Raw genomic sequence first — 17,372 nt, forward strand, 5'->3', positions numbered from 1 at the left:
TCCCGGTCAGCCGAGGGTGATGTCGACCTGGATCTCGGCGGCGAGGCGCTCGAGGTCGTCGCGCAGCGCATCCAGGTCGACGGACGCCGGCACCTTCGCGGAGACGGATGCCTCGAACAGGCGGCCGCCGGCCATGGCGGCATCTCGGGTCTCGGTCGCGAGCTCCTCGATGCTCAGCGCGTGGGCGCTGAGCACGGCAGAGACCTCGCGCACGATGCCGGGTCGGTCATTGCCGAGCACCTGGATCTCGAGCAGCCGATCGTCGGCAGTATCCGCATCCGGCGTCCCGGTGAGCACGGCGAGAGTCAGCAGTCCCTGCCCCTGGAGCCCGCGCAGCGCGGAGCTCAGTTCGGGTGCCCGATCTTCCGCGACGGACACCTCGATCACGCCCGCGAACGTGCCGGCGAGCTCCGCCAGTGAGCTGTTCTCCCAGTTGCCGCCGTGGGCCTCGACGACATCGGCGACAGCGGCCACGAGGCCAGGACGGTCTGCACCCGCGACGGTGAGGATCAGAGTTGTCATGCGGCCAGCGTAGCCCGACGCCGTCACTCGCCCCAGACGCCCGATTCCAGGAACCGATCGAGCCGCGCGCGATGTGGGGCGAGGTCCCAGCCCTGCGCCGCGACCCACTCATCGGAGTAGTACGTGCCCGCGTAGCGGACCCCGCTGTCGCAGATCAGAGTGACGACGCTGCCGGTCTCGCCCGCGGCCCGCATCCGGGCGATGAGCTGGAACGCGCCGTAGAGGTTCGTGCCGGTCGAGCCGCCGGCCCAGTGCAGGGTGCGCTCGCGCAGCATCCGGATCGCGGCGATCGACCCGGCATCCGGCACCCGGATCATCTCGTCGATCACGGTGGGCACGAACGAGGCCTCGACCTGAGGCCGGCCGATGCCCTCGATGCGGCTCGGGCGCCCGGCGGGCGGATCGACCGTGCCGGCCCAGCCGTCATAGAACGCCGAGCCCTCGGGGTCGACCACGGCGACCTTCGTCTCGTGGCGGCGGTACTTCACATACCGCCCGAACGTCGCGCTCGTGCCGCCCGTGCCGGCGCCGGTCACGATCCAGGTGGGGATCGGATGCCGCTCCTGCGCGAGCTGACTGAACACGCTCTCCGCGATGTTGTTGTTGCCCCGCCAGTCGGTCGCGCGCTCGGCGAACGTGAACTGGTCGAGGTAGTGGCCGGTGCAGTCGGACGCGAGGCGCTGCGCCTCCGGCGACATGTCCTCGGCGCGGTCGACGAAGTGGCAGGTGCCACCGTAGAACTCGATGAGATCGATCTTCTCCTGCACGGTCGAGCGCGGCACCACCGTGATGAACGGCAGCCCCAGCATGCGGGCGAAGTACGCCTCGGAGACGGCGGTCGATCCGCTCGACGACTCGACGAGCGTGGTGTCCTCCCTGATGCGGCCGTTGACCAGTCCGTAGAGCAGGAGCGAGCGCGCCAGGCGGTGCTTGAGCGAACCGGTCGGGTGGACCGACTCGTCCTTGAGATACAGGTCGATGCCCCACTCGGGCGACAGCGGGAAGAGGTGCAGGTGCGTGTCGGCACTGCGGTTCGCGTCGGCTTCCAGCAGGGCGATCGCGGTGCTGGTCCAGTCGCTCATACCCTCGAGACTATCGGCCGCCTCGTCGATCATTCGGGTGTGCTCACCCCTCGGCGGGATGTTCCGGCCCGAGTGTCGATGCCATCGGTTCGCCGGCCGCATCGCCCTTGAGTTCGACGAGGATCGTGTGCGTCGGCGTCGTCCCGGTGTTCTCGCCGGAGTGACGCTGCGCGGGTATCCAGACCGCCTGCCCGGAGGTGAGGGCCGTGTCGAACGTCCGCTCACCGGCGCTGAGGCGACGGGAGAAATCGCTGAGGGTGACCATGACGCTGTTGGGATGGTCGTGCGGCGTCGTCCTGTCGCCGGGGACGTCGGTGTATTCGAGCACGCGGACGTGCTCGTTCTCCCAGAGGGTGCGGTAGTGGTCGGGGTTGGTGAGGGTGGGATCGTCGGTGATCATGCGGTGAAGCTACACCTCTCACCGTGGTGCCGTCAGACCCACTTCCGCGCCCGGATGCCGGGGCGCCCGGAACCGCTCAGGGTGCCGTCGCGTGGCGCAGCCAGCGCTCGATGCCCGCGATGTGCGCAGTCGTCAGCGAGGTCGCCAGTGCGGGGTCGCGCTGGGCGACCGCGTCGGCGATCGCCCGGTGCTCCGACAGGGTGCGCTCGACGGCCCCCGTCTCGGTGAGTCCGCGCCAGGCACGGGCGCGCACCGTCTGGCTGCTCAGGTGCTCGATCAGGCTCGCGAGGTACGCATTGCCCGCCATCGCCACGATCTCGCGGTGGAACCGGATGTCGTGGTCGACGAGCTCTTCGATACTGACGGAGGCGTCCACGCCCTCGACCTCGCGCTGCAACTCGGCGATTTGCTCGTCGGTGCCCAGCGTGGCGGCGAGGCCCGATGCCTGCGACTCCAGCATCCGGCGCACGGCGAAGATCTCGAGCATCGAGTCGTCGTCGTGCATGTCGACGACGAACGAGATCGCCTCCAGCAGCAGGTGCGGCTCGAGACTCGTCACGTAGGTGCCGTCGCCGCGCCGCACGTCGAGCACGCGGATGACCTCGAGCGCCTTGACCGCCTCGCGCATCGAGCTGCGGGAGAGACCGAGCCGCTCGGAGAGTTCCTTCTCCGGAGGCAGACGATCGCCGGGGGCCAGCTCGCCCGACACGATCATCGCCTTGATCTTCGCGATCGCGTCATCCGTCACAGCCATGGCGTCATCCTAGCGATTGCTCCGATGTCTGCGGCAGGATGAGGGGATGCGAGTTCTCGATGCACATCTGCACCTGTGGGATCCGGAGGCGCTGACCTACACGTGGCTCGAGGGCCCGATGGCGTACCGGTTCGCCGACCTGGAACTCGAGCACGCCCGCCTGGAACGCGCCGAGACCGAGAAGTGCGTGTTCGTGCAGGCCGGGACCGTCGACGACGACTTCCTCGATGAGGTGCTCTGGGTCGCAGGGCTCGCGCCCGCGCTCGGAGTGGTCGGCATCGTCGCCGGCATCCGCCTCGACCGGGGGACCGACACGGTCGCGCACCTCGAAGGTCTCGCGGCCGAGCCGCTCGTCGTCGGCGTGCGGCACAACCTGCAGGGCGAGCCCGACGGGCTGGCGGTGTCGGCGGCCTTCGTGACCGGCGCGCGCGAGGTCGCCGCGCGCGGTCTGACCTTCGACGCGTGCGTGCGCGCCGCGCAGCTGCCGGATGTCGCCCGCCTCGCCGGAGCCATCCCCGAGCTGCGCCTCGTGCTCGATCATCTGGGGAAGCCCGCCGTGGGCACGGCCGCGGCTCCGCTGGCGCCGACCCCGGAATGGGCCCGCGACCTGACCGAGCTGGCACGGCATCCGAACACCTTCTGCAAGCTCTCGGGGCTGCCCGGTGAGGCCGGTGGCGACTGGGATGCCGCGCAGTTGATCCCGTTCCTCGATGTGGCGGCCGATGCGTTCGGGATCGAGCGGCTGATGTGGGGGAGCGACTGGCCCGTCTCGGTCATCGGACCGGCCGAGGACGACGACCCGCACGCACCGGAGGACGGCTCGCCGACCTACCAGCCCACGGCCCGCACGCGCTGGGCCGACACGGTGATCGCCTGGGCGGATGCGCGGGGCCATGACCTCGACGCGATCTTCTGGACCACCGCCGAACAGTTCTATCGCACGGATGCCCGGCCGCCGGCGCCGACCGCGGAGCCTCCGCGTCACGGCATCCGGGGCTGGTTCCGCGGCAACCGCGGGTGACGTCGCGCGGAACTCACTCCGCGCGAAGCCGCAACCGTGCCATGCCGCCGTCGACCTCGATGGACGTGCCGGTCGTCGAACCGGCGGCGGGGCTCACGAGGTAGGCGACCGCGGCGGCCACCTCATCGGGGTCGACGAGTCGCCCGTGCGGCTGGCGGGCCTCGAGCGCGGCGCGTTCGGCCGCGGGGTCGACGGCCGAATCCAGCAGGCGCCCGACCCACGGGGTGTCGGCCGTGCCGGGGTTGACCGCGTTCACTCGGATGCCCTCGCGCAGGTGGTCGGCCGCCATCGCGCGGGTCAGTGCCGAGACGGCTCCCTTCGACGCGCTGTACAGCGCCCGCTGCGGGAGTCCGGTGGTGGAGGCGATGGATGCCGTGTTGCAGACCGCCGCGGCAGGAGACTTCCGCAGCCAGGGCAGTGCGGCCGCGGTCACGCGGGCGATGCCGGTCACGTTGATCGAGAGCACTCGTGCCCATTCGTCATCGTCGTTCGCGGTGACGTCGCCCTGCGCGCCGATCCCGGCATTGTTCACGACGATGTCGATGCGCCCGAACCGCTCGGCCACCGCCGCGATCGCCACGTCGACGCTCGTGCGATCCGAGACATCGGCGGTGAAGGCCGCGAAGGCGGGGTCGGCGCCGGCGGTGTCGCGGTCGAGCACCGCGATGCTCGCCCCGTCGGCGTGCAGACGCTGCGCGATCGCTGCGCCGATTCCGGATGCTCCGCCGGTGACGATCGCCACCAGCCCGTTCAGTGCACTCACTTCTGTGCCTCCCATGCCACGAACTCCTGTCGCTGGCGGCCGAGGCCGTCGATCTCGATCTCGACCACATCGCCGGGTGCGAGGTAGGGGTACTTGCCCGAGAGCGCGACGCCCTGCGGGGTGCCGGTGAGGATCAGGTCGCCCGGCTCGAGCGTCACGTACTGCGAGAGGTGGTGCACGATGTGCTCGACCGTGAAGATCATGTCGCTCGTGTTCGAGTCCTGCCGCGGCTCGCCGTTCACGAAGCTGCGCAGTCCGAGCGCGTGGTGATCGACCTCGTCGGGCGTGACGAGCCACGGTCCCGTGGGGTTGAAGCCCGGCGCGATCTTGCCCTTCGACCACTGCCCGCCCGACACCTCGATCTGGAACGCCCGCTCGGAGACGTCGTTGGCGGCGACGAAGCCGGCCACATGGGCGAGCGACTCCTCGGGGGAGTCGAGGTAGGCCGCGCGGGCGCCGATCACGATGCCGAGCTCGACCTCCCAGTCGGTCTTCTCGCTGCCGCGGGGGATCGTCACCGCGTCGTCCGGGCCGACCACGGTGTTGGGCGTCTTCAGGAAGAGGATGGGGATGGTGGGCGGCTCCGAGCCCGACTCGGCCGCGTGGGCGGCGTAGTTCATGCCGATGCAGATCACGGCGCTCGGACGGGCGATCGGTGCGCCGATGCGCATCGCCGCGGCATCCGCGAGTTCCGGAAGCTCCCCGGCATCGCGTGCGGCCGCGACCCTGGCGAGGAAGTCGCCCTCGAGGAAGTCGCCATTCACATCGGATGTCAGGGGGCGGAGGTCGAGGTAGTGATCACCCTCCACGAGGACGGGGATCTCCGTGCCGGGGGTGCCGAGCCGCGCGAACTTCATGATTCTCCTGATCGGTGGGGAGGCCACGACGCTGCGGCCCGTCTCGTTGACAGTATAGACATCGGATGTTTACACTCCAAGGTATCCGCACGGAAGAGATCCGCCGTGCACGGAGAGGACCCCCGTGACCCGTATCGTCGCCCTCGACACCACCGACATCCGCTTCCCCACGTCGTTGAGCCTGGATGGTTCGGACGCGATGAACCCCGACCCCGACTACTCCGCCGCCTACGTGATCGTGCGCACGGACGCCGAGGACGGCATCGAGGGCCACGCGTTCGTCTTCACGATCGGACGCGGCAACGATGTGCAGGTCGCCGGGATCGACGCGCTCGCCGGACACCTCGTCGGCCGCGAGCTCGAGCCCCTGCTCTACGACATGGGCGGCACGTTCCGGGCGATCATCGGCGACTCGCAGCTGCGCTGGCTCGGCCCCGAGAAGGGCGTCATGCACATGGCCATCGGTGCGGTCATCAACGCCCTGTGGGACATCAAAGCCAAGCGCGCGGGGCTGCCCCTCTGGCAGCTGCTCGCTCGCATGACCCCGGAAGAACTCGTCGACCTCGTCGACTTCCGCTACCTCACGAACGCCCTCACCCGCGAGGACGCCCTCGACATCCTGCGCGACGCGGAGCCCGGCCGGGCCGAGCGGGAGCAACAGCTGCTCGCCACCGGGTATCCGGGCTACACCACGAGTCCCGGCTGGCTCGGATACTCCGACGAGAAGCTCGAACGGCTCGCCCGCGAGGCCATGGCCGACGGCTTCACGCAGATCAAGCTCAAGGTCGGCGCCGACCTGCAGGACGACATCCGCCGCTTCCGCAAAGCCCGCGAGGTGTGCGGACCGGACTTCCCCATCGCGATCGACGCGAATCAGCGCTGGGAGGTGTCGGAGGCGATCGAGTGGGTGAACGCGCTCGCCGAGTTCCACCCCGCGTGGATCGAGGAGCCGACCAGCCCCGACGACGTCCTTGGTCACGCCGAGATCGCTCGAGGTGTGGCACCGATCCGCGTCGCCACCGGCGAGCACGCCCAGAACCGTGTCATCTTCAAGCAACTGCTGCAGGCGGATGCCATCTCCGTCATGCAGATCGATGCCGTGCGCGTCGGCGGCGTCAACGAGAACATCGCCAACCTGCTGCTCGCCGCCAAGTTCGGCGTTCCGGTGTGCCCGCACGCGGGTGGGGTGGGTCTGTGCGAAGCGGTGCAGCACCTGTCGATGTTCGACTTCGTCGCGGTCACCGGCACCCGTGAGGGCCGCATGATCGAGTTCGTCGACCACCTGCACGAGCACTTCGTCGTGCCGACCGACATCCGCGGTGGCTCCTACATGGCGCCGACGGCACCGGGCAACGGCATGGAGATGAAGGCCGACACCATCGCGGCGTACACCTGGACGGGCGCGCACGTCGGCGCCTGAGTCCGTGCGTCAGTCCACGGCCCGGCGCGCCCGATAGGCGGCGACGGCGTTGCGGTTCGCGCAGGTCGTCGAGCAGTAGCGCTTCGAGCGGTTGCGGGAGAGATCCAGGGCGATCGCCAGGCAGGTGTCGTCCGCGCACACGGAGAGGCGCGAGCCCTCCTCGGCCCGGATGACGTCGATCAGCGCCATCGCGGTCTCGATCAGCACGCGCTCGGCCAGTGGATGCTCGTCGGCCACGGCGTGGAGGTGCCAATCGACCCCGTCGTGTCGGAGCAGTCGCGGGGTGAGGCGGGACTCGGCGAGGGCGGCGTTGACGAGTTCGGCCATCTCATCGCGCGGCGCCAGCAGCATGGATCGCAGACGCGGGCGCAGGCGGCGCAGGGAGTCGAGCTCGTCTTCATCGCGGTCGAGTCGTCCGGTGTAGGGGAACTCGCGAAGGAAGGCGCGTTCGTCGTCGAGGTCGACCAGCGTGTCCGGATCCTCGGCCGAGTTCACGAGCCAGACGGCGGCGCGGAGCCCCTCTTGGGTGTCATCGGTGAAGATCACGTTGACATCTTACAATGCACGCGAGTAGCGTCATCGATCATGGGCAGGGTGAGCAATGACAGAGTGGCGGTCGCGTCCGCACGCGGTGTGCGCCTGGGGTTGCCGCTCGCGATCGCGGCCGCGCTGTCGTTCGGCATGTCCGGCGCGTGGGCGCGCGGGCTCATCGACGCGGGGTGGACGCCGGGGGCCGCCGTCACCGCGCGCATCTGGGTGGCGGCCCTCGTGCTGCTCATCCCCACGATCCTGTCGCTGCGCGGACGGTGGGGTCTCCTTCGCCGCAACGCCGGCATGATCCTCGCCTACGGACTGCTCGCCGTCACCGCGACCCAGCTCTTCTACTTCCAGGCCGTCGCCGTCATGGATGTGGGGCTGGCGCTGCTCATCGAATACACCGCACCGGTTGCGGTGCTGCTGTGGTTGTGGGCCCGGCGGGGTGAGCGTCCGAGTCGCAAGAGCGCCATCGGCGCGGCCATCGCTTTCGTCGGCCTGGTGCTCATGCTCGACATCCTCACGGGGGCCGACGTGAACGTGGCCGGCATCCTGTGGGCGCTCGGAGCCATGGTGGGTGCGGCGACGTACTTCGTGCTGTCGGCGAAGGTCGACACCGGCCTGCCGCCCCTCGCGCTCGCGGGAAGCGGGCTGCTGCTCGGTGCTCTCGGTCTCACGGCGGCCGGGGCGATCGGTGTCCTGCCGATCGCGTGGACGACCGACGACATCGCCTACCGTTTCGGCAGCGTGCCCTGGTTCGTCCCCGTGCTGGCGATGGGGGTCGTCGCGACAGCGCTCGCGTACCTGCTCGGCATCGCGTCGACCCGGATGCTGGGGTCGCGGCTCGCGTCGTTCGTCGCGCTCGCCGAGGTGGTCGCCGCGCTCCTGTTCGGCTGGCTGCTGCTCGGGCAGCTCCCCGATCTGCTGCAGGGGCTCGGTGGGGTGCTCGTGCTCGTGGGGGTCGTGGTGGTCAAGCTGGGCGAGCCCGTCGCGGCAGGGTTCGTGGAGCCGGTCCCCACCTCCGGGAATGTATACGGGAAGCCTGCGCAGCAAGACTGAGGGGCTGGTGGCGCTCCTTTATGTATACAATGAGGGCATGGCCCCTGTTGTCGAGCGTCTCTCCGCGAGTGATCGCGCGTACACGGCCCTTCTCGACGACATCCAGTCCGGTGCTCTTCCGGCCGGCTTCGTTCTCGGCGAGGTCGAGCAGGCCGAGCGTCTCGGCGTGAGTCGCACCCCGATGCGCGAGGCGCTGCGCCGACTGGCCGGCGACGGACTCGTCGTGCAGCAGTCGCCGCGCGTCACCGTGGTCGCCGACCTGGATGCCGACGACATCCGCTCGCTCTTCGAGATCCGCCGCGCGCTGGAGGAGAGCTCCGCCCGTCTGGCCGCCGTGCGCGGGGATGCCGGCCTGTTCGCCGAACTCGCCGAGGAGTTCGCGCACGTCGATCTCACTGCGCCCGCCGGTCGCGACGCGTACTACGCCCTGATCGCCCGGTTCGACGCCGCCCTCGATGCGGCCGTCGCCAACGACTACATCGCCTCGGCCCTGCGCACCGTGCGCACGCACCTCGTGCGGGTGCGGCGGATGGCCCGCGACAAGCCCACCCGACTCGCGGCATCCGCCGCCGAGCACCGCACGATCGCCGACGCGCTCGCCGCCCGCGACGGCGACCTCGCCGCCCATGCCACCCACGTGCACCTGCACAACGCCCTCACCGGCATCCTCGACTCCCTCGACTCCAGCAACCGTGAAGGATAAGAAATGACCGTCACCCACCACGTCCGTGTGCACCGCAGCGACGAGAACCTTGCCCGGGAAGACCAGCTCGCCTGGAAGATCGCCGAGGTCGCCGCCGACCAGGTCGAGGTCGAGCAGGACGTCGTCGACATGATCATCAACCGCATCATCGACAACGCCTCGGTGGCGGCGGCATCCCTCACCCGCGCGCCGATCAACGCCGCCCGCGCGCAGGCGTTCAGCCACCCCGTCTCCACCGGCGGCGTCGGAGCGAACCTGTCCGGTGCGGCGCTCGACCACCGCACCAGCCCCGAGTGGGCGGCCTGGGCGAACGGCGTGGCCGTGCGCGAACTCGACTACCACGACACCTTCCTCGCGGCCGAGTACTCGCACCCCGGCGACAACATCCCGCCGATCCTCGCGGTCGCGCAGCACGTCGGCAAGGACGGCCGGGCGCTTGTGCGCGGCATCGCGACCGGCTACGAGATCCAGATGGACCTGGTGCGCGCGATCTGCCTGCACAAGCACAAGATCGACCACGTCGCCCACCTCGGCCCGTCGGCCGCGGCCGGCATCGGCACCCTGCTCGGCCTCGACGTCGAGACGATCTACCAGGCCGTCGGACAGGGCCTGCACACCACGACCGCCACGCGTCAGAGCCGCAAGGGCGAGATCTCCACCTGGAAGGCGCACGCCCCGGCCTTCGCGGGCAAGATGGCCGTCGAGGCGGTCGACCGGGCGATGCGGGGGCAGACGAGCCCCGCGCCCATCTACGAAGGCGAAGACGGTGTGATCGCCTGGATGCTCGACGGCAAGGACGCCGCGTACGAGGTGCCGCTGCCCGCCGCGGGTGAGCCCAAGCGCGCGATCCTCGACTCGTACACGAAGGAGCACTCGGCCGAGTATCAGGCGCAGGCGCTCATCGACCTCGCCCGCAAGCTCGGGATCGAGAACCCGGCGCTGCGCGATCCCGCGAACATCGACTCGATCGTCATCCACACCAGCCACCACACCCACAACGTGATCGGCTCGGGCGCGAACGACCCGCAGAAGTATGACCCGACCGCGTCGCGCGAGACCCTCGACCACTCGGTGCCGTACATCTTCGCGGTGGCGCTGCAGGACGGCGGCTGGCACCACGTCGACTCGTACGCCCCCGAGCGTGCGGGCCGCGCCGACACCGTCGCGCTGTGGCACAAGATCACCACGGCCGAGGATGCGGAATGGACGCGCCGCTACCACTCCGAGGACCCGGCCGAGAAGGCGTTCGGCGGTCGCGTTGAGATCCGACTCACTGACGGCTCGACCGTGGTCGACGAGATCGCCGTGGCCGACGCGCATCCGCTGGGCGCCCGTCCGTTCGCGCGCGAGAACTACATCGCGAAGTTCCGTCTGCTGGCCGAGCCCGTGCTCGAGCCTGCCGAGATCGAGCGGTTCCTTGCGCTCGTGCAGCGTCTGCCCGAGCTCACGGCCGCCGAGGTCGGCGAGCTGTCGATCGTCGCGAAGCCCGGCCTGCTCGAGGCAGCGCCGGCGCCTGCGGGACTCTTCTGATGCTGTACTCCACCGTCACGCCCGCCGAGAAGCGACGGCTGTTCCGCGAGCGGCTCCGCTCCGGCGAACTGCTGCGCTTCCCGGGAGCCTTCAACCCCCTGAGCGCCCGCCTGATCGAGCAGAAGGGCTTCGACGGGGTCTACATCTCGGGCGCCGTGCTCGCAGCCGACCTGGGCCTGCCCGACATCGGCCTCACGACGCTGACCGAGGTCGCCGGCCGGGCGAAGCAGATCGCCCGCATGACCGATCTCCCCGCGATCGTCGACGCCGACACCGGCTTCGGCGAGCCGATGAACGTGGCCAGGACGATCCAGGAGCTCGAAGATGCGGGCCTCGCCGGCACGCACATCGAGGACCAGATCAACCCGAAGCGCTGCGGCCACCTCGACGGCAAGGCCGTGGTCGACGAGAACACCGCGATCAAGCGCATCCGCGCCGCCGCCGACGCCCGACGCGACCCGAACTTCCTCATCATGGCGCGCACCGACATCCGCGCGATCGAGGGGTTGGACGCGGCGATCGACCGCGCCAAGGCGCTGGTGGATGCCGGTGCCGACGCGATCTTCCCCGAGGCGATGCGCACGCTCGCCGAATTCGAGGCGATGGCCGAGGTGCTCGACGTGCCGATCCTGGCGAACATGACCGAGTTCGGCAAGAGCGAGCTGTTCTCCACCGACCAGCTGCGGGATGCCGGCGTCAACCTGGTCATCTGGCCGGTGTCGCTGCTGCGCATCTCGATGGGGGCCGCAGGCCGTGCTCTCGATACGCTGAACGACGAGGGGCACCTGACCTCGAAGCTCGGCGAGATGCAGCACCGCGCCGATCTCTACGATCTGATCGACTACGAGTCGTACAACCATTTCGACTCGGGCGTCTTCAACTTCACCATCACGAAGGAGTGACCATGACCGAGCCGGACATCAAGAAGGGCCTCGCGGGGGTCGTCGTCGACACGACCGCGATCTCGAAGGTCAACCCCGAGACGAACAGCCTGCTCTACCGCGGCTACCCCGTGCAGGAGTTGGCCGACACGCAGCCGTTCGAGGCCGTCGCCTACCTCCTCTGGAACGGCGAGCTGCCGACGCCGGAAGAGCTCGCGGCCTTCCGGCTCGAGGAGCGCAAGAACCGCGCACTCGCCGACAACGTCAAGGCCGCGATCGACCTGGTGCCGCTCGACGCCCACCCGATGGACGAGGTCCGCACCGCGGTCAGCCTGATCGGCGCCTCCGACCCCGGTGCGGGCGGTTCGGTGCTCGACGCCGGTGGCAGCCCCGAACAGAACCTCGAGCGCAGCATCCGTCTGTTCGCCGCCCTGCCCGCGATCGTCGCCTACGGTCAGCGTCGCCGTCGCGGGGAGGAGATCATCGCCCCGCGCGACGACCTCGACTACTCCGCGAACTTCCTCTGGATGACGTTCGGCGAAGAGGCGGACGAGGTCGTGGTCGACGCCTTCAACCGCTCGATGATCCTGTACGCGGAGCACTCCTTCAACGCCTCGACGTTCACGGCGCGCGTGATCACCTCGACCCTGAGCGACATCTATTCGGCGGTGGTCGGGGCGATCGGCGCCCTCAAGGGGCCGCTCCACGGCGGGGCCAACGAGGCCGTGCTGCACATCTTCGACGACATCGGCACGGCCGAGAACGTCGTGCCCTGGCTCGACAAGGCCCTCGCCGAGAAGCGCAAGATCATGGGCTTCGGGCACCGCGTCTACAAGAAGGGCGACTCCCGGGTGCCGACCATGAAGGCGGCGCTCGACACGCTCGTGGAGCACTACGACCGCCCCGAGGTCGCCGCCCTCTACGACACTCTCGAGTCGGAGTTCGTCGCCCGCAAGGGCATCTATCCGAACCTCGACTACCCCTCGGGCCCGGCGTACAACCTGATCGGCTTCGACACCCTGACCTTCACGCCGCTCTTCGTGGCCGCGCGGGTCACCGGGTGGACCGCGCACGTGATCGAGCAGGCCGGATCGAACGCGCTGATCCGTCCGCTGTCGTACTACGACGGCCCCGACGAGCGGCACATCGAGAGCTGACCCTGGTCGATCGAAGACCCCGATGCGTCGAGCGCATCGGGGTCTTTCGCCGTTCTTAGCGTGCGGGGTCCCTGCGGTCAAGGCCGTGCAGCGGATCCGCCCCCGGAGTAAGACAGATGCCGGGGCGATTCCGCCCGCGTACGAAGGAGGGTCCATGTCCGCATCCGACGCCACCGTCAAGGAGGTCAGGTCGCTCGTTCCGGCACGCATGGACCGACTGCCGTGGTCGCGATTCCATTGGATGATCGTCGTCGGACTCGGGTTCTCCTGGATCCTCGACGGGCTCGAGGTGCAGATCGTCGCCGCGAACGGCTACGCCGCGACTCTGGGCATGGGGCCGGCCGAGGTGGGCTTGGCGGGTACCTGCTACCTGTTGGGTCAGGTGTTCGGTGCGCTGGTGTTCGGACGCCTCGCCGACCGACTCGGCCGCAAGAACCTCTTCCTCGTGTCGCTCGCGGTGTACCTGGTCGGGTCGGCGGTCGCCGGTCTCTCCTTCGCCCCCTGGTTCTTCTACATCTGGCGATTCGTGGCGGGCGCGGGCATCGGCGGCGAGTACGCGGCGATCAACTCGGCGATCGACGAGATCATCCCGGCGAAGTACCGCGGCCGTGTCGACATCGCGATCAACGGCACCTACTGGGGCGGCGCGGCCCTCGGTGCCGTGGCGAACATGTTCTTCCTCAACACCGACATCCTCCCCGCCGACCTCGGCTGGCGGCTCAGCTTCTTCGTCGGACCGGTGCTCGGCATCCTCATCATCTGGCTGCGTCGGCACATCCCGGAGAGCCCGCGCTGGCAGATGACGCACGGGCGCGAGGACGAGGCGGAACGCAACGTCGACGAGATCGAGGAGCGCATCCGCAAGGAGGGCAAGACGATCGACCCGGTCGACGAGAGCAAGGCGATCACGGTCAAGGAATACGGCAGCGTCCCGTTCCTCGTGATCGTGAAGGTGCTGTTCAAGAAGTACCCGCGGCGCACCCTCGTCGGCATCACGATGATGGTGACCCAGTCGTTCCTCTACAACGCGATCTTCTTCACCTACGCCCTCGTGCTCGAGAACTTCTACGACACCCCGCCGGCCTCCGCCTCGCAGTACTTCATCATGTTCGCGGTCGGAAACCTGGCCGGCGCGCTCATCCTCGGGCACTTCTTCGACACCTGGGGTCGACGGAGGATGCTGTTCTCGACGTACGTTCTCGCGGGCCTGATCCTCCTCGTCAGCGCGTTCCTGTTCAACGCGGGCGTGCTGAACGCGGCCACGCACACGGCATTCTGGTGCGCGTCGTTCTTCTTCGCCTCGGCCGGTGCGTCGGCGGCATACCTGACGGTGAGCGAGATCTTCCCGCTCGAGCTGCGCAGCCAGGTGATCTCGTACGTCTTCTCGATCGGGCAGCTCGTCGGGGCCATCGCTCCGGTGCTCTACGGGTCGCTCATCGGTGCGAGTGCCGAGTCGGGCGACCGCGGCCCGCTGTTCTGGGGGTACGTGCTCGGGGCGGCGATCATGATGTTCGGCGGCGTCATCTGCGGCATCTTCGGGGTGAGCGCCGCGGGCAAGTCGCTGGAGGACATCGCGGATCCGCTCTCGCTCGTGGAGTCGGCCGACGAGGGGGTCTCGCCGGGAAAGGGGAGCTGAGCCCGCGCTCAGCGCGTCCGGAGCCAGCGGCGGATGCGGCCGCGGGCGTTCCGGTAGGGCGATGAGGTGTTGAGCGAGATCATGCGCCCCATCGTCCAGGTGCGGTACCACGGGGCGCCGTAGAGCTCCTCGTCCGAACGACTCAGGACGAGGGCTTCGATCCGCTGCTCTGCGTCGTCGAGGTGTGCACGCAGCTCGGCCCAGGACGCGCCCTCGTGGTCGCGGTAGAAGCGCTGCGCCAAGGCCCCGAGGTCATTCCAGCCGAAGTCGGCGGCCGGCAGCTCGTCGGGGAGTCCGGCGGCGCGACGCTCGTGCCAGGTGAGCACCTGCTCGTTCCAGCCGATCAGGTACGCGAGAAGGTCAGCCGGACTCATCATCGTGTCCTTGACGTGACCGGGCAGCACGAGTTCGCGGGCGGAGTCCGTAGGTACCCGATCGAGGTCGGCGCACAGGCGGGCATACTCCGTCCGGATCGCGGTGAGCAGCTCGTCCTTCGTCGCGGGAACAGCCATCAGCGGGTGAGCCAGCTCCGCAGTGAACGGGTGACAAACGGGAGCACCCAGTACGCCATGATCGGCGTGAGCACGAGGGTCGTGACGAGCACGCGCAGCCAGATCGGCAGCTCGTTCCATCCGGGGACGGGGCTCATCGCGTAGGTGAATGCGAGGTTCACCGGGAAGAAGCCCAGCCAGATCGAGGTCGCCTGCTTCCATCGCGGCGGAGCGGGGGCGACGGTGACCGTCTCGGTGGTGCCGTCGGCTGCCGGGAGGGTGATGGTTCCGGTCGTCGGCTCATCGAACCAGCCCTCGATCCCGGTGCGCCGCTTGGAGCGCTCGCTGCGCACGAAGCCCTCGCCCATCGAGAGCCACCAGGCCCGCTCGGCCGACTGCTCCCACGCGGTGAGCGAGTCCTCGCTCGCGAAGCGGTACAGCATGTGCCACACCTGCGAATCCTCGCCGGCACGCACCCAGCCCGAGCCGAGGAAGCCCGGGTACTTCGTCGCGAGGTTCACGCCCGTCTGCACCCAGGCGGTCGCCTCGACGATGCGCTCGGGGTCGACTTCGCGGCGGATGGAAACGGTGAGAGGTTCGGACATTGTGCGGTCCTCGGGGGAACGGGCGTCCGGGGTCGGGACGCCGAAGCGGATGCGCCAAGGGTGGCAGCGCACCGTCGATTCTAATTCGGATGCGGAGGGCCGCAGGCCGCTTCCGGCCCGGACGAAGAGGACCCCCGCCGACCCGATTCGGCGGGGGTCTCGCGGCGTGGGCGCCGCGACGGGAGCGAGAGTGCTCACCGTGCGCGCGGTAGACGTGACACCCGATCCGGTCTGAGTCTCTGTCCGCGCACTTGCAGTTGTACCCGGGCGAGATGACGCGGCGGTGAACGGGGCGCGAACAACCACGATCCGGGGCATTCTCGGATCGGCGGAAAATACAAGGGTGTCCTAGTAAATATCCGGCCCTCCGAGTAAACTCCCCAATGTGCCAACGACGGCACGAAGGGACGTCACACAATGACTCGTACTATCCCGCACTTCGTGGGCGGATCGCTTCTCACCCCCGACTCCGGTCGCTTCGCCGATGTGTTCGATCCGAGCACCGGGGCCGTGCAGGCCCGCGTGCCGCTCGCCTCGGCCGATGAGGTGCGCCGCGTGATCGCGAACGCCGAAGAGGCGCAGGTCGCCTGGGCCGCGACCAACCCCCAGAAGAGGGCCCGCGTGCTGCTGCGCTTCCTCGACCTGGTGCAGCGCGAGATGACCTCGCTGGCCGAACTGCTGGCGAGCGAGCACGGCAAGACCGTCGACGACGCGAAGGGCGACATCCAGCGCGGACTCGAGGTCATCGAGTTCTCCGCCGGAGCCCCGCATCTGCTCAAGGGCGAGTACTCGACGGGTGCCGGTACCGGCATCGACGTCTACTCGATGCGGCAGCCGCTCGGGGTCGTCGCTGCGATCACCCCGTTCAACTTCCCCGCGATGATCCCGCTCTGGAAGGCCGGGCCCGCGCTCGCCGCGGGCAACGCGGTCGTGCTCAAGCCGAGTGAGCGCGACCCCTCCGTTCCGGTGCGCATCGCCGAGCTGTTCCTCGAGGCGGGCCTCCCGGCAGGAGTGCTCAACGTCGTGCACGGCGACAAGGAGGCCGTCGACACACTGCTCACAGACGACCGCATCCGAGCCGTCGGGTTCGTCGGCTCCACGCCCATCGCCGAGTACATCTACGCGACCGCGACGGCGCACGGCAAGCGGGCTCAGTGCTTCGGCGGCGCCAAGAACCACATGATCGTGATGCCGGATGCTGATCTCGACCAGGCCGTCGACGCGCTGATCGGTTCCGGATACGGCTCAGCGGGCGAGCGGTGCATGGCGATCTCGGTCGCGGTGCCGGTCGGACACGAGACGGCAGACGCGCTCGCCGCCAAGCTCACCGAGCGCGTGGCGCAACTGCGTATCGGACCCTCTCTCGCGACCGATGTCGACTACGGACCTCTGGTCACGCGGGCGGCCGTCGAGCGGGTCGAGGGCTACATCCAGCAGGGCATCGACGAGGGTGCGACGCTGCTCGCCGACGGCCGCGGGTTCGTCGTCGAAGGGCACGAGGAGGGCTTCTACCTCGGACCGACCCTGTTCGACCACGTCACCACCGACATGGCGATCTACCGCGAAGAGATCTTCGGCCCGGTGCTGGTGATCGCCCGTGCCGCCGACTACGAGGAGGCGCTGCGGATGGCGTCCGAGCACGAGTACGGCAACGGTGTCGCGATCTTCACCCGCGACGGCGATGCCGCCCGCGACTTCGCCGCACGCGTCGAGGTCGGGATGGTCGGCGTGAACGTCCCGATCCCGGTGCCGATCGCGTACTACACGTTCGGCGGATGGAAGCGCAGCGGTTTCGGCGACCTCAACCAGCACGGCACCGACGCGTTCCGCTTCTATACGAAGACCAAGACGGTGACGAGCCGTTGGCCCGCGGCGGGCATCCGTGACGGAGCCAGCTTCGTCATCCCCACCATGCACTGATCCCCACGTCCCGTCACGAGATCCCACAAGGACACAT

18 protein-coding genes are annotated in these 17,372 nt (G+C 69.1%); 9 read left to right on the forward strand and 9 right to left on the reverse strand.

Features of this window, described 5'->3' with window-relative positions; all coding sequences use genetic code 11:
* Positions 1 to 6: 6 nt before the first annotated feature.
* The 4 genes from J7E45_RS12700 to J7E45_RS12715 form a co-directional block, all read right to left on the reverse strand.
* Positions 7 to 522, reverse strand: coding sequence for a glycine cleavage system protein R (locus J7E45_RS12700; protein ID WP_215069607.1), 516 nt, complete (start codon positions 520 to 522; stop codon positions 7 to 9).
* A 23-nt stretch (positions 523 to 545) separates the two neighbouring features.
* Complete coding sequence (locus J7E45_RS12705; RefSeq protein ID WP_215069609.1) at positions 546 to 1,604, reverse strand: PLP-dependent cysteine synthase family protein; 1,059 nt, start codon at positions 1,602 to 1,604, stop codon at positions 546 to 548.
* Positions 1,605 to 1,647: 43 nt separating this feature from the next.
* Positions 1,648 to 2,004: a cupin domain-containing protein gene (locus J7E45_RS12710; RefSeq protein WP_091031505.1), complete on the reverse strand. Its 357-nt coding sequence runs from the start codon at positions 2,002 to 2,004 to the stop codon at positions 1,648 to 1,650.
* A gap of 76 nt (positions 2,005 to 2,080) precedes the next feature.
* Complete coding sequence (locus J7E45_RS12715; protein WP_091031498.1) at positions 2,081 to 2,758, reverse strand: FadR/GntR family transcriptional regulator; 678 nt, start codon at positions 2,756 to 2,758, stop codon at positions 2,081 to 2,083.
* Positions 2,759 to 2,804: 46 nt separating this feature from the next.
* Between J7E45_RS12715 and J7E45_RS12720 the strand changes: the two genes are divergently transcribed.
* Positions 2,805 to 3,779: an amidohydrolase gene (locus J7E45_RS12720; RefSeq protein ID WP_215069611.1), complete on the forward strand. Its 975-nt coding sequence runs from the start codon at positions 2,805 to 2,807 to the stop codon at positions 3,777 to 3,779.
* Positions 3,780 to 3,792: 13 nt separating this feature from the next.
* Here the strand turns inward: J7E45_RS12720 and J7E45_RS12725 are convergent, their stop codons facing one another.
* Together J7E45_RS12725 and J7E45_RS12730 are read right to left on the reverse strand one after the other, a co-directional pair.
* A complete protein-coding gene (locus tag J7E45_RS12725) occupies positions 3,793 to 4,542 on the reverse strand; it encodes an SDR family NAD(P)-dependent oxidoreductase (RefSeq protein WP_374225467.1) in 750 nt (249 codons plus the stop codon).
* Positions 4,539 to 5,399, reverse strand: a complete 861-nt coding sequence (locus tag J7E45_RS12730) for a fumarylacetoacetate hydrolase family protein (protein ID WP_215069615.1) — start codon at positions 5,397 to 5,399, stop codon at positions 4,539 to 4,541. Before J7E45_RS12730 ends, J7E45_RS12725 begins: the two co-directional genes overlap by 4 nt.
* A gap of 124 nt (positions 5,400 to 5,523) precedes the next feature.
* Here J7E45_RS12730 and J7E45_RS12735 point away from each other — a divergent pair, with 124 nt between their 5' ends.
* Positions 5,524 to 6,819, forward strand: a complete 1,296-nt coding sequence (locus tag J7E45_RS12735; protein WP_215069617.1) for an L-fuconate dehydratase — start codon at positions 5,524 to 5,526, stop codon at positions 6,817 to 6,819.
* Between the two features lie 9 nt (positions 6,820 to 6,828).
* On the opposite strand, the gene J7E45_RS18205 is transcribed toward J7E45_RS12735, so the two are convergent.
* Entirely contained in the window at positions 6,829 to 7,365 is a 537-nt protein-coding gene (locus J7E45_RS18205) for a CGNR zinc finger domain-containing protein (protein ID WP_215069619.1), read from the reverse strand.
* Between the two features lie 39 nt (positions 7,366 to 7,404).
* On the opposite strand from J7E45_RS18205, the gene J7E45_RS12745 reads away from it, so the two are divergent.
* The 6 genes from J7E45_RS12745 (at position 7,405) to J7E45_RS12770 (ending at position 14,319) form a co-directional block, all read left to right on the forward strand.
* On the forward strand, positions 7,405 to 8,412 hold the full coding sequence (locus J7E45_RS12745; protein WP_215069621.1) for a DMT family transporter: 1,008 nt from the start codon (positions 7,405 to 7,407) through the stop codon (positions 8,410 to 8,412).
* A 37-nt stretch (positions 8,413 to 8,449) separates the two neighbouring features.
* A complete protein-coding gene (locus J7E45_RS12750) occupies positions 8,450 to 9,115 on the forward strand; it encodes a GntR family transcriptional regulator (protein ID WP_215069623.1) in 666 nt (221 codons plus the stop codon).
* A 3-nt stretch (positions 9,116 to 9,118) separates the two neighbouring features.
* Positions 9,119 to 10,645, forward strand: a complete 1,527-nt coding sequence (locus J7E45_RS12755; protein WP_215069625.1) for an MmgE/PrpD family protein — start codon at positions 9,119 to 9,121, stop codon at positions 10,643 to 10,645.
* Positions 10,645 to 11,547, forward strand: coding sequence for a methylisocitrate lyase (gene prpB / locus J7E45_RS12760; RefSeq protein WP_215069627.1), 903 nt, complete (start codon positions 10,645 to 10,647; stop codon positions 11,545 to 11,547). The genes J7E45_RS12755 and prpB overlap by 1 nt, the downstream gene beginning before the upstream one ends.
* A gap of 2 nt (positions 11,548 to 11,549) precedes the next feature.
* Positions 11,550 to 12,683 carry a bifunctional 2-methylcitrate synthase/citrate synthase gene (locus J7E45_RS12765; RefSeq protein ID WP_215069629.1) on the forward strand — a complete coding sequence of 378 codons (1,134 nt, stop codon included), beginning with the start codon at positions 11,550 to 11,552 and terminating at the stop codon, positions 12,681 to 12,683.
* Between the two features lie 154 nt (positions 12,684 to 12,837).
* Entirely contained in the window at positions 12,838 to 14,319 is a 1,482-nt protein-coding gene (locus J7E45_RS12770; protein WP_215069630.1) for an MFS transporter, read from the forward strand.
* An 8-nt stretch (positions 14,320 to 14,327) separates the two neighbouring features.
* On the opposite strand, the gene J7E45_RS12775 is transcribed toward J7E45_RS12770, so the two are convergent.
* On the reverse strand, positions 14,328 to 14,831 hold the full coding sequence (locus tag J7E45_RS12775) for a ClbS/DfsB family four-helix bundle protein (protein WP_215069632.1): 504 nt from the start codon (positions 14,829 to 14,831) through the stop codon (positions 14,328 to 14,330).
* A complete protein-coding gene (locus J7E45_RS12780) occupies positions 14,831 to 15,415 on the reverse strand; it encodes an antibiotic biosynthesis monooxygenase (RefSeq protein WP_091031451.1) in 585 nt (194 codons plus the stop codon). The genes J7E45_RS12775 and J7E45_RS12780 overlap by 1 nt, the downstream gene beginning before the upstream one ends.
* Positions 15,416 to 15,832: 417 nt before the next feature.
* On the opposite strand from J7E45_RS12780, the gene J7E45_RS12785 reads away from it, so the two are divergent.
* Positions 15,833 to 17,335, forward strand: a complete 1,503-nt coding sequence (locus J7E45_RS12785; RefSeq protein ID WP_215069634.1) for a CoA-acylating methylmalonate-semialdehyde dehydrogenase — start codon at positions 15,833 to 15,835, stop codon at positions 17,333 to 17,335.
* The last annotated feature ends 37 nt before the right edge of the window (positions 17,336 to 17,372 follow it).

It is taken from the genome of Microbacterium sp. ISL-59, from assembly GCF_018613945.1.
GTDB classification, from domain to species: Bacteria; Actinomycetota; Actinomycetes; order Actinomycetales; family Microbacteriaceae; genus Microbacterium; species Microbacterium oxydans_B.